Below are 12,579 nucleotides of genomic sequence, written 5' to 3'. Positions count from 1 at the left end.
ATTTTTGAATTTTGACTTTTTAATTTTGACTTAACTATGCCAAAACTTCCGGTTTCGGCAGCGGATCAGCATAATGAGCTAAACCAAAGTTTCTTATCGTTGCTTCAGCACCATGTGTTACATGCCATTCAAACTCATCCCTGAAGTGGCGGATAGCGCTGGCTACAGGCCAGGCAGCCGCGTCACCAAGCGGGCAAATTGTATTTCCTTCAATCTTTTTAGATACATCAACCAGCAGGTCCATATCGCTCATTTTGCCATGGCCATGCTCTAAACGGTGCAATACCTTTTCCATCCATCCGGTACCTTCACGGCAGGGCGAACATTGTCCGCAGCTTTCGTGGTGGTAAAAACGGGTGAAGTTCCAGGTATTGCGTACTATACATTGGTCTTCATCATAAGCTATAAAACCGCCCGAACCCATCATGGTACCGCTTACAAATCCACCATCGGCTAATGATTCATAGCTCATCAGGCGTGGTTCGTTATTAATGGTTTTCAGGAACAGGTTAGCCGGCAAAATCGGTACAGATGAACCGCCCGCTACAACCGCTTTTAAGCGTTTGCCGTTGGCAATGCCACCGCAATATTCGTCGGAGTATAAAAATTCTTCAACAGGCAGGCCAAGGTCAATTTCATAAACCCCTGGCTTTTTCACATTACCACCAGCCGAGATCAGCTTGGTTCCTGTGCTGCGGCCAATGCCTAATTTAGCATATTCGTCGCCGCCTTCGTTAATGATAGGTACTACGGCGGCAATTGATTCCACATTATTTACCACTGTTGGGCAGCCATACAAACCGGCAATAGCCGGGAATGGCGGTTTAATACGCGGGTTACCACGCTTGCCTTCCAATGATTCTAACAGGGCGGTTTCTTCCCCGCAGATGTATGCACCACCACCCGGTTGTACGTACAGCTCCAGGTCGTAGCCCGATCCTAATATGTTTTTTCCTAAAAATCCTTTTGCTTTAGCTTCCGCGATGGCCCTCTCCAGGATGCGTATCTGTGGCATCATTTCACCGCGAACGTAGATGTATGATGTTTTGGCACCCAGCGCAAAGCTGGCAACAATCATCCCCTCAATTAATAAGTGAGGGATGTAAGTCATCAAATAACGGTCTTTAAATGTACCTGGCTCCGATTCATCGGCATTACAAACCAGGTAACGTTCTACCCCCTCGGGTTTAGCCAAAAAGCTCCACTTCATGCCAGTTGGGAAACCCGCACCACCACGACCGCGTAAGCCCGATTTTTTTACCTCTTCCACAATCGCCTCGGGCGTCATGGTTTTTAAAGCTTTCTCTACAGATGCATAACCACCTTTTTGGCGGTAAACATCAAATGTATTGATGCCGGGTACGTTTATATGTTCTAAAAGTAATTTGCGTCCCATTGCTTTAATTTTTTGCTTTTGCCTTTAAATCTCCAATCAGTTTATCAACCGATTGGTTAGTTAAATTCTCATAAAAAGTATATTCGGGGCCAATTTGAAGCACGGGGCCGTAACCACAGGCGGCAAGGCACTCTACGCCTCTCCAGCTAAATAAGCCATCGGCTGTAACTTCGCCTTCGGGTACACCAAGCGTTTGCTCAATATGATCCATGATCTTATCGGCGCCAACAACTCCACAGGGGCCTGTACGGCATACTTCCAATACGTATTTACCACTTGGCTTAAGCAAGTACATAGTGTAAAATGTAGCTACTTCGTAAACCTCTATCGGTAATATATCCAAATAGGCTGCAACCTTATCCATAGCCTGCGGGCTTACCCAGCCAAACTCGGCCTGTACATAGTGCAGGATAGGCAACAATGCCGATTTTTGCTTACCTGCGGGATAGCGGGTAACCACGTCAGCAAATTTATTCAGCAGTTCCGGGCTAAACTCAACCGAAACCTGAGTATCTTCAACTCTAAGCATCTAACTCTCCGGCTATAACGTTTAAACTACTCATATTAATAATCGCATCTGATAATAACATACCACGGCTCATTGGCGCATACATCTGGTAATTGATAAAGCTTGGCCTGCGGAAATGCAAACGGTATGGGCTGCGCCCGCCATCGTTCACCAAATAAAAACCTAATTCGCCATTGGCACCTTCAACCGAATGATAAACCTCGGTGTTAGGGGTTGGTATCTCGCCCATCACAATTTTAAAGTGATAGATCAAGGCTTCCATATTATTATAAACTTCTTCTTTTGGAGGCAGGTAAAACTCCGGCACATCAGCATGGAAAACATCCGATGGTTCTTTGTCCAGTTTGGTTAACGCCTGGTCAATAATGCGCAGGCTTTGCCACATTTCTTCGTTGCGTACCAAAAAGCGGCTGTAAACATCGCCATTGGTGCCTACGGGCACTTCAAATTCAAAATCTTCGTATGACGAGTATGGGTTCATGGCCCTTACATCGTAATCAACACCGGTGGCACGTAATATCGGGCCTGTCCAGCTATAGGCTAAGGCATCCTCGGCGGTAACAGCAGCCACGTCTTTTGTCCTGTCGACAAAGATGCGGTTACGGTTAAACAGCGATTCAAACTCTTTTAATGTTTTAGGGAAATCAATCAAAAACTTACGCAGTTTGGCAAAAGCGATGGAGTTAAAATTCCTTTCGAAACCACCAATACGACCTATATTGGTTGTTAAGCGGCTGCCGCAAACTTCTTCGTAAATTTCATAAATAGCCTCGCGGAACTCCATCATGTACAGGAAGCCGGTAAAAGCGCCGGTATCTACACCCAATACACCGTTACAAACAATGTGGTCGGCAATACGGGCCAGTTCCATCACAATTACGCGCAGGTAATCAACGCGTTTTGGTGTGGTAATTCCTAACAGTTTTTCTACCGTCATGTGCCAGCCCATGTTGTTGATGGGCGATGAGCAATAGTTAAGCCTGTCGGTTAACGGGGTTATCTGGTAAAAAGGGCGGTGTTCGGCAATTTTTTCAAACGCGCGGTGAATATACCCTATGGTTGATACGCCGCTCACAATTCTTTCACCATCCAATTGCAGCACGTTTTGAAACACACCGTGGGTTGCAGGGTGCGTAGGGCCGAGGTTTAAGGTCGAGAGCTCGTTTTGCGGATCGTTATCTGTATATACAGGATGGTTTTGCATCAGTATAATTTATATTTCTTTTTATATAGTAATGCCGCATAAGGTTACCCTGTGCGGCACGTATTTATCTTCCAAAAAAGTAATCCTTCTTGTCAACACGGTTAGGATCTTCCAGCGGGAATTCCTTCCGCATCGGGAAAGCCGTCATATCGTCAACATTCAAAATACGGCGCAAATCGGGATGACCATCGAAGATCACTCCAAAAAAGTCGTAAGTTTCGCGTTCCATCCAGTTAGCGCCTTCCCATAATACGGTGGCTGTTGGGATGTATACATCGCCATCAACCAAAAATACTTTTATCCGGATACGGGTATTGGTTGTAAGGCTGTGCAAATGGTAAATAATACCAATCTGCTTTTCCTGCTCAGGGTAGTGAATCCCGGTAATATCTGTTAAAAATATAAATTTAAGGGCCGGGTCTGTCTTCAGGAAAGTTAACAGGTCAATGATCTGTTCGCGGCTTGTTTCTACAGTCAGCAAACCATAAGGTTCGCCCACTAAGGTAACCTGTTCGCCAAATTTCTCGCCGATTCTTTTTAAAAGCTCTTCGTTGGGTATCTGGGCCATTCTTATTGGATTCCGTATTTAGCTAATAATTCCTGGTATTTAGGCTCGTTCCTTCTGCGCACTGTTTCTGTTTTTACCAGCTCCTGGATGTTCATAAAACCATCAATGATAGCTTCAGGGCGTGGCGGGCAGCCGGGTACATAAACATCTACCGGGATAACTTCGTCAATCCCCTGCAACACCGAGTAAGTATCAAAAATACCACCGCTTGATGCACAGGCGCCAACAGCCATAACCCAGCGGGGCTCGGCCATTTGCAGGTAAACCTGGCGCAGTACCGGCGCCATTTTTTTGGCTATGGTACCCATAACCATCAGCAAATCTGCCTGGCGTGGCGAAAAGCTTAAACGCTCGGCACCAAAACGCGAAAGATCATAGTGAGAAGCCATTGTAGCCATAAATTCAATACCGCAGCATGATGTGGCAAAAGGCAATGGCCATAGTGAGTTAGCGCGGGCCAAGCCAACCGCCTTATCAAGCGATGTGGCAAAAAAACCGGAACCTTCAACCCCCATAGGGGCATTAACTATTTGAATATCACTCATTGAATAATGTTAATAGAAAACATTACCTGACCTAACAGGTAACGAGCGCAAAATTACGTAAATAACGATGTAAAAGGTACACTATGCGTAGCCAACGGCTATATTTAGAATTGTTCTAAACTAATCCCAGTCTAACGCGCCTTTTTTAATAACGTAGATAAAACCTAATAAGAGGGTAGCCATAAAGATGAACATCTCAATCATTCCCTGTTCGCCCATAGCTTTAAAATTAACCGCCCATGGGTACATAAAAATAACCTCGACATCAAACAATACAAACAGGATAGCTACCAGGAAATACTTGATAGAAATAGGTGTACGGGCATTACCCACAACCTCGATACCCGATTCAAAAGGTGTAAGCTTGTCTTTTGTTTTACGTTTAGGGCCAATCTTGTGTGTTACAAACATGGTAGTAACAACAAACCCTAATGCAACCAGCATTTGAAATATAATGGGCAGATAGCTACCCGGTAAACTGTGTGCTTCCATGCTGCAAATATACTAATGGATTGATAATAAAAAAGCCTTATTAGATTCAAGAGTCAAGAATCAAGAGTTAAGACAAAAAAAAATCGGGATACAGCCCCTATGACAGTGAAAGTATCAGGTAACTATCCAACTTGCGAAGTTTTCGATTGAGCGTGTCGGCTTTTTGAAGCTAACCTTAAGTCTGTTTCAAAACGGGCATAAAAAAAGGGTCAAGACCAGGAAAAGCGTTGCACTTCCTGGTCTTGACCCTTGATTCTTAACTCTTGGTTCTAAAAGCTATTTGCTTTTGCCGGCTCCGCCTGCTTTGCGGGCGAAGAAAGCTACCACCTGCTTATTAGTAGGGTCATTATCCCTCGCTTTGGTATAATTGTCTGTAGCCTTGGCCAAATCTTTATCTTTAAACTCGGCATAAGTACCTAAATAGACGTAGGCTTCTGCAAGGTTTTTCTTGGCTTTATCATCAGGTGCGCCTTTAGCAGTTACAACCTCGATGTATTTCTCATAAAAAGGCTTAGCGTAGCCAACAATGTTGTTCCTGTCTTTATCTTTCAACTCGTTAACACGGGCACGATAAATGTAGGCATCTGCGGTAGTCGGGGCTTTTTGAACCACATAGCTAAATGCGGAATCGGCCCTTGCAATTAAACTATCAGCAGTAGGCTTCTTTTCATCATAACCATAGTAATAGCTAATGCCTTCATAGAAGTAATCGCTAAGTTTTACACTGCGGCCACCTTTCTGAGTAACTAATTTATAAGCATCTCCGGCTTCAGCATACTTTTTACCGCGGAAAAGCGATTTAGCAATTTCTCCATAAACATCTGTTTGTGTAGAATCCAATGTAAGGGCTTTCCTTAAAGTGTTGATACCAGTTGAATCCTGGCCAGATGCCATTTGAATACGGCCAAGGTATAAATAATCACGGGGTACAATCCTTTTAGGATCCGCTTTTGTCATCCAGTTATTCATCGCTGTTAATGCTGTCGGATAATCCTTATTCTCGTAAGCTGCGTAAGCCTGGTAGCGGTAAGCCCTTAAGTTTGATTTTACTGATTTAACCAAATCAGCTGCAACGGGCTGTAGCTCGGCGTACTGGCCGGCGCTGATCAGGAAGTCGGCATAACGCATTTGCGATTCTGGCGACTGATCTGTAAGGCTAATATATTTTTTGTATTCCTCAACCGCTTGTTTAATTTTTGCTGATGCCATTTTAGGATCAGTTGTTGCCCAACGGTTATCTGTTTCGGCCCATTCGCGGTAAGCCGGACCATAATTAGGGTCGATGGCTAATGCATCCTGGAATTGTTTTTCAGAATCTTCGAAGTTATTAGCATATCTCCACAAAACACCGGTTGCTACTTTAGCAGCTGGGTTTTTAGGGTCGATGGTTGAGGCATCAGAATACGCCTGGTAAGCTTCGTTACTCTTTATTTGCGAAGCATAAGCATCACCTAAAGTAATTAACAGTTCTACATCCTTAGGGGCAACTACCTTACCTTTTTGCAAAACGGCGATAGCGGCGCTTGCATCGTCAACAGAAACTTTACCATCAGTAGTTACGGGCAGCAAATAAGCTTTACCTACAAATACATAAGGTTTAGCGCTTTTACCGGCAAGGGATATAGCCTGGTTAAAGTTTGTTGTTGCACCTGCTTTGTCTTTATCCAACCGGGCAACAGCGCCTAAACCGGCATAATTCAAACCCGATTTTGGATTTACAGCAATACCTTTGTTAAATGCAGTTTTGGCAGAATCTGAGTAATCCTGTTTGATATATACCCAACCCAGGTAAAAGAAATTTTCGTCCTTATCGGCCTGCGTGGTCGTAAGGTTTTTAAGCATCGATTTGGCTTTCTGATATTGTTCGGCGTCAATAGCTTTTTTGGCGTCGGCTAGACTTTGCGCAAAAACTGATGATGAACCTATTAATACCAGTCCTAATGTTGCCTTAGCTATTTTACTGATCATTTTCATCTTATTTAGTTATAATTTACTTCTTATATTAATTTCTCTCGGTGGTATGTTGTCAGGCAATAAACCAGATCTTAAAATAATTCGCTGCCCTACATCGCCGGCTATAAAACTGGCAAATCCCAATGCTAAGCCCGTTTTGCTTGAACAATCAACGATATACAATCCCCTGCTTAAAGGGTACTGTTTTAAGACAAGCGTTTCCTGCGAAGGTTTAAAGTATTCGTTTGGAAACTTCTTATTAGCCTCGTCCTTAACGCCTACTATCTTAACATTATCTACATAGGAAGCATACTCCTTATCAGGATCAACCAACCAACTGTAACCTGTTATCCCCAAAGCATCAGGATGCTCGCTTACATATTTTATAACTTCTTTGTTTGATTTAAGCGCATAAATATTCTTTTGCTTAAATTCCTTATTACCAGACAATTCTTTCAAATACCTTACCAAACTTGAATTTGGGTTATCAAAAACAATAGTTTTATTAATATCGCCCTGCCCATTAAGCATTTTTTTCAACTCAGCTACCGAAGTCAGCGTATCATTTGAGTTCTTATTTACAACGAGTGTCACCGCATCAACGGCAAACCGCACTATTTTAACGTCTAACTGCCGTCTTTTAATCACATTGACTTCGGCTGTATCCAAATCGCGTGAAAGTATGGCTACCCTTACACTATCGTTCAACAACAAATTTACAACATGGTTTTCAGTCAGGTATAAAACCGTTGGATCAGCATCAGGGTATCTGCTTTTAAAAACATACATCTCCTGCCCTACAATTGGTGCAAATGAATCATCAACAGCAAAAGTCACCTTACCTGATGTAAAACTATCATTAGTGATGCCCTTTACAGGTTTTTGCTTGCAAGCCTGTATCCCTATAATTAAACTAAATGCCAGAAATGTATACTTTAACCTATTCATCATCCTCATCATATTGATCTTTTTTGAACAACCTCGAAAACCTTAACCCTGCGTATACAATAATGAAGGCCCCAAAAAGAATGCGCTGATATGGCTGTAAGGATAATTGAAGCTTATCCCAAAACATAATCATTAATCCAAAAGCTATGAAGCAAATGAATACGGTAGTTCCTATAATAAGCAAAAACCGCCTTTTGGGCGATTTTTGCTCTTTATTAAAATTAATTGACATTATCTTAATTATCGGCAGCTAACGCAAAGCTTACCGGTACACTATATTGTACACGTACCGGGCGACCGTTCTGGATACCTGGTTTCCACTTTGGCGACGATTTTAACACGCGCGTAGCTTCTGCATCAGTACCCTGGCTAAGACTCCTGGTAACTTTAATATCAGTTAACGAACCATCACGTTCCACAACGAAGGTAAGGATTACACGACCTTGCGTACCGTTTTCACGATCAACAGCCGGGTAACGGATATTTTTACTTAAGTAAGCAATAAATTTATCCTGGCCACCCGGAAACTCCGGCAAATTTTCAACTGATGCGAAAATCTTATTAGGGTCTTCCTCAACAACTTGTTTAATATCCGAGTTACCTACCGGTTCGTCAATCCTGATATCTGCGTTAGGATCACCTTTCTGGTCTTTCTGACCTGGGTCGGCTACCTGAAGTTCCTTAACTGTTGGCGGATCTTTTTCCTTAACCTCGTTATCTGGTTTTACAACCGGAGGCGGAAAACGAACCTGGTCAACTTTTGGTTTTGGCGGTTCTGGTGGCGGCGGAGGTGGTTTTTTGGTTTGATCCACCGGTGGTGGCGGTAACAGCACTACGTCTGTTATCTTTACTTTTTCATCAGCTTTTGGAATCAAGCCTTTCAGCTTGTTGATTATAGTAGGTAAAGAAATTATAAATACAAACAATATAATGGCAATTACAAGCGCCCTGTTCGTATTTTTCGCATTATCCTTTCTCAGTTCATAAGCACCGTATGCTTTGTTCCTGCTACTAAAAACAACGTCGATCCATTTCTGATCTAATATGTCTAATTTTGATCCAAACATTTTTTGTCAGGCTTTAATGTTAGTTAACGTTATCTATTATTATTTGTTATCGTTGTAAAGATTTTCTCTTTTCAGCAACTCAACTTCTGGTGCTGAGATATCAACAATACCATACATTTGTATATTGGTAATGTTAATTTCATCCATTACGCTAACCATGTTTTTGTATTTTGATTTATCACTCGGTTTTATTACAACAAACATAGCTTTACCTGTTGATTGTTGTACATCTTTACCTTTTTCAACCAGCAATTTGCGTAAGCCATCCGGCCCGTAGCCGATAACTTCGGGTGCCGATTTGCCTGGTTCACCAATGTACCACTCCAGTTTATCATTGCTACCCAATAAAAGGGTTAATGAACGCGAAGCAGCAATAGGCAACTGATCTTTAGTTTTCTCATCCTTATCAGGCATTACAAGGTCCATCGCTTTAGGCTTGGCCAATGTGGTTGTCATGATAAAGAACGTGATTAATAAGAAAGCCAGATCCACCATCGCGGTTAAATCTATACGGGTTGATTGCTTTTTACTTCTAACCTTCCCGCCTTTATGTTTCCCTCCCCCGGAGGTATCTAATTCTGCCATGATTTCTTATTTTTTTGCGCCGCCACTAATTGAGGTTATTAAACTAAACTTATTAAGTTTTTGCTTTTGCAAAATCCCAATAACATCCTTTATAACAGGGTAGTCTTCCTTGCTGTCGCCTTTTATAGCTATACGCATCTGTACGTTATGCAGCGATGCTGTAGCTTTACGAGCTTCGCGGACCCAGTTAAACAACTCATTGCTTACCGAATCTCTTGGGATGCCTGGCTGAGCAAACTGTCTTTGCTGTTCTGATGACAAACTAAGGAATTGATGCATATTCGCAATCGGTACACCGAATGACTCTATACCCGCAAACTTTTTCATTTCCTCCGGTGTAAAAGTCTGTTTATAAATCGCTCCCACTTTCTCTAAAGTTTCTTTTCGAAGATCTGTTCCCTCGATGCCGAAGAAAGCCTTGTTATGACCCACAGTTATCGTTGCAAAATTCTCATCAGGAACAGGCACTTGAATAGAAGACCTTGGTACATCGATTGGAACCGGATCGTCGGTTCTTGGTTTTGCTGTTAATATAAAGAAAGTTAGCAGCAGGAACGCCACGTCGCACATGGCGGTCATGTCGATTGCTGTACTCTTTCTTGGAACTTTTATCCTTGCCATATTAAAATTTATTTAAAAATATATAGTGTATAATGTTTTTAAACCCTACCGGCGTTATCTACACGTGCAGGTTCACTACTATATTCTTATTTGTTTTTATGTGACGAAGCAAATGTTTGTACGATGCTGAAACCAGTTTCGTCAATAGCGTAAGTCAGTTTATCAATTTTTGACGTAAATACGTTGTACATGATAATTGAGATAGCTGAAGTACTGATACCTAAAGCTGTGTTAATCAAAGCTTCAGAAATGTGTGCCGAAAGTTCAGAAGGGTTTGGTGCACCGGCAGCTGCTAATGTAGAGAACGCTCCGATCATACCGATTACCGTACCTAACAAACCGGTTAATGTACCGATAGATACTAATGTAGCGATGATAGTTAAGTTTTGCTCTAACATTGGCATTTCTAAAGCTGTTGCTTCTTCGATGTCTTTTTGGATAGCTAATGTTTTTTGGTCAACATCAAGGTTTGGTTCTGCTTCCATTTCGCCATATTTTTTCAATGCCGATTTGATAACCGCTGCTACCGAACCTTTTTGTTTATCGCACTCTGCAGCAGCAGCAGCGATGTTACCTGAATTTAAAGAAGCCTGTACTTTCCTTACGAAAGAATCCACACTTCCTGTACCTGAAGCCTTGCTAATTACCACAAAGCGCTCGATAGAGAAAACGATAACCATTAATAAGAAGGACATGATTAAAGGTACAATCACACCACCTTTGTGTACAGTGCCGAAGATATCTGCTGGGGTACCTGCAACATCTCCACCCTTGAAGTGGCTTGGATCGCCAAGGATGAAAATATATATGCAAATTGCTACTACTATACAAATAGGGATAGTTAGAGAAGCAAACATGCCAGATGCACTTGAGCTTTCTTTTTTAACAGGAGTAGTTGGTTTTGTTGGTGCGTTTGCCATTACTTTTAAATTTTTAGTTTTAGTTTTTGTTTATGTTATAAGTTAGTTAAATGTGCTCTTAAATGCGAATAACAAAAATAGAATTTTCTTTAAATAAAAAAACCATTTATATTATTCTTTACAATTTTTTAATACCAAATTACATTTTGTGTGCGATTGGATATAAATAACGTAATACCAATAAAATATTGTGTGTTGCCACTACAATTATTTGCAATGAAAACCATTTTTTTTAATATTATCAAGCAATAGTGATAAAATTTATGCTACTATTTCGTTACACATATATTATGCGCTATAATTGGTGTGGCACAACGGCCGCTTTTTTACGCTGTTTCAGTGTATAAAATACGCTATGAACCAGCTTAATATATAGGCAATGAAGCATTTAGGCAACTATCCGCCTGCTTTTTTTGCTTTATAGCCATCGGTTTGTAACAGGCCGAGGATTTTATCCCTAAAATCGCCTTGTATCAATATCTCGCCATCTTTTACCGAACCGCCCACCCCACATTTTGTTTTTAATTTTTTGCCAATGGCCTCCAAATCGGCATCTGCGCCTATAAAACCGCTCACCCTGGTTACAAGCTTGCTGCCGCCTTTACGATCAAGGTAGATTTTTAGATTTTGTTGTTGCGGAGGCAGGGTTTGCGCATCCGGTCCTCCGTTTTCCTGGTATTCAAAATCAGGGTCGGTTGAATAAACTACTCCTGTAAAATTCTTTTTTGCCATGATTATTTAGTTTTGATAGCTGGCTCCTACTATAACCTTCAGCGAATTTGGTTTTATATTAATATGTAAATCGGCAGCCATTACCTGCGGCTCGCCATCCAGGTGTATCGGCCCGGGGCCTGTTCTTTTAATATGGATGTCCCTTCCCTTTATAATTTCGATATACCGGCTTGCCTCAATTGTTTTGAGCATTAACCGCGCGCCAATCTCGGGCAGGCGCCAAACCGGGAATTTGCTGATAATACAAACGTCAAGCAAACCATCCTGCACAGATGCCCTGGGGGCTACATGCACATCATTACCCCATTGCGATGAATTGGCAATGCTTATAATAAAGGCATCGCGTTCATATTTTTCACCATCAATCTCCAGGCTGTACTTTTCGGGCTTATAGCTCATAATCTCCTGCATGCTCGATTTAATGTACGTTAAAAAGCCTCGCTTTTTACCATGCGAAAACACTTCGGCTATATGGGCATCAAACCCCATGCCCGCCATGTTAAAAAAGGGCTGTCCGTTCATCAATCCCGAATCGATGGTTTCAACCCTATACCCCCCTAACGCCTTTATTGATGCCACAGTATCCATGGGTATCCCTAAAAAACGCGCCAGGCCATTACCCGAACCAAATGGCACAACGCCCAATGCGGTAGTACTCCCCACTATGGCCGACGAAATTTCGTTCACGGTACCATCCCCGCCTACTGCTGCTACTACATCAACCTTACCGGCGGCATCTGCGGCTATTTGCTGCGCATGCGAAACCCCATCTGTAAATATTATATGGTAATCAAAAACATTTTTATCAAGGTGTTGATCTATCAGCTCCGGCACACCATCCTTCTGCTTGCCCCCAGCAATAGGGTTTATTATAAATAACGCTTTACGTTTCAATTATCTGTTATTATTTAAAGTATCAAAAGTAAATGTATTTTCGGCTTTGTAAAATTTGTTTTATTTTTGCAACCCGAAAGTGGACTGATTTAACGCCCTTTGTATAAAAGGTAAGGATTGCAACC

At 42.0% G+C, this 12,579-nt stretch carries 15 protein-coding genes; all 15 read right to left on the bottom strand.

The window, feature by feature from the left end; all coding sequences use genetic code 11:
• Window positions 1–34: 34 nt before the first annotated feature.
• Entirely contained in the window at window positions 35–1,396 is a 1,362-nt protein-coding gene (gene nuoF, locus AC1DU2_RS19875; RefSeq protein ID WP_477386296.1) for an NADH-quinone oxidoreductase subunit NuoF, read from the bottom strand.
• 4 nt (window positions 1,397–1,400) lie between these two features.
• Window positions 1,401–1,925 (bottom strand): NADH-quinone oxidoreductase subunit NuoE family protein, encoded by a 525-nt coding sequence (locus tag AC1DU2_RS19870; RefSeq protein ID WP_477360103.1) that lies wholly within the window; start codon window positions 1,923–1,925, stop codon window positions 1,401–1,403.
• The gene (locus AC1DU2_RS19865; protein WP_477386294.1) at window positions 1,918–3,129 is read right to left on the bottom strand and encodes an NADH-quinone oxidoreductase subunit D; all 1,212 of its coding nucleotides are present in this window, start codon (window positions 3,127–3,129) and stop codon (window positions 1,918–1,920) included. Before AC1DU2_RS19865 ends, AC1DU2_RS19870 begins: the two co-directional genes overlap by 8 nt.
• Window positions 3,130–3,193: 64 nt before the next feature.
• Entirely contained in the window at window positions 3,194–3,697 is a 504-nt protein-coding gene (locus tag AC1DU2_RS19860; protein WP_477360106.1) for an NADH-quinone oxidoreductase subunit C, read from the bottom strand.
• Window positions 3,698–3,699: 2 nt separating this feature from the next.
• Entirely contained in the window at window positions 3,700–4,242 is a 543-nt protein-coding gene (locus tag AC1DU2_RS19855) for an NADH-quinone oxidoreductase subunit B (protein WP_090651791.1), read from the bottom strand.
• A 120-nt stretch (window positions 4,243–4,362) separates the two neighbouring features.
• Window positions 4,363–4,734 carry an NADH-quinone oxidoreductase subunit A gene (locus AC1DU2_RS19850; RefSeq protein WP_090651790.1) on the bottom strand — a complete coding sequence of 124 codons (372 nt, stop codon included), beginning with the start codon at window positions 4,732–4,734 and terminating at the stop codon, window positions 4,363–4,365.
• 276 nt (window positions 4,735–5,010) lie between these two features.
• Entirely contained in the window at window positions 5,011–6,708 is a 1,698-nt protein-coding gene (locus AC1DU2_RS19845) for a tetratricopeptide repeat protein (RefSeq protein ID WP_477360108.1), read from the bottom strand.
• 9 nt (window positions 6,709–6,717) lie between these two features.
• Window positions 6,718–7,638, bottom strand: coding sequence for a PstS family phosphate ABC transporter substrate-binding protein (locus tag AC1DU2_RS19840; protein ID WP_477386292.1), 921 nt, complete (start codon window positions 7,636–7,638; stop codon window positions 6,718–6,720).
• Window positions 7,628–7,867 carry a hypothetical protein gene (locus AC1DU2_RS19835; protein ID WP_477360112.1) on the bottom strand — a complete coding sequence of 80 codons (240 nt, stop codon included), beginning with the start codon at window positions 7,865–7,867 and terminating at the stop codon, window positions 7,628–7,630. Before AC1DU2_RS19835 ends, AC1DU2_RS19840 begins: the two co-directional genes overlap by 11 nt.
• Window positions 7,868–7,871: 4 nt before the next feature.
• Window positions 7,872–8,702 carry an energy transducer TonB gene (locus AC1DU2_RS19830; RefSeq protein WP_477360114.1) on the bottom strand — a complete coding sequence of 277 codons (831 nt, stop codon included), beginning with the start codon at window positions 8,700–8,702 and terminating at the stop codon, window positions 7,872–7,874.
• Between the two features lie 39 nt (window positions 8,703–8,741).
• Complete coding sequence (locus AC1DU2_RS19825; RefSeq protein ID WP_477360116.1) at window positions 8,742–9,287, bottom strand: ExbD/TolR family protein; 546 nt, start codon at window positions 9,285–9,287, stop codon at window positions 8,742–8,744.
• 6 nt (window positions 9,288–9,293) lie between these two features.
• Entirely contained in the window at window positions 9,294–9,908 is a 615-nt protein-coding gene (locus tag AC1DU2_RS19820; RefSeq protein WP_477360118.1) for an ExbD/TolR family protein, read from the bottom strand.
• 86 nt (window positions 9,909–9,994) lie between these two features.
• Entirely contained in the window at window positions 9,995–10,828 is an 834-nt protein-coding gene (locus AC1DU2_RS19815; RefSeq protein WP_477360120.1) for a MotA/TolQ/ExbB proton channel family protein, read from the bottom strand.
• Between the two features lie 396 nt (window positions 10,829–11,224).
• Complete coding sequence (locus AC1DU2_RS19810) at window positions 11,225–11,560, bottom strand: translation initiation factor (protein ID WP_477386290.1); 336 nt, start codon at window positions 11,558–11,560, stop codon at window positions 11,225–11,227.
• Window positions 11,561–11,566: 6 nt separating this feature from the next.
• Window positions 11,567–12,454, bottom strand: a complete 888-nt coding sequence (locus tag AC1DU2_RS19805; protein WP_477386288.1) for a diacylglycerol/lipid kinase family protein — start codon at window positions 12,452–12,454, stop codon at window positions 11,567–11,569.
• Between the last annotated feature and the right edge of the window lie 125 nt (window positions 12,455–12,579).

This window comes from Mucilaginibacter sp. P4_C11 (assembly GCF_056402115.1).
The sequence above is the reverse complement of the archived record's forward strand: the minus strand, read 5'-3'. Positions and strand labels throughout refer to the sequence as shown.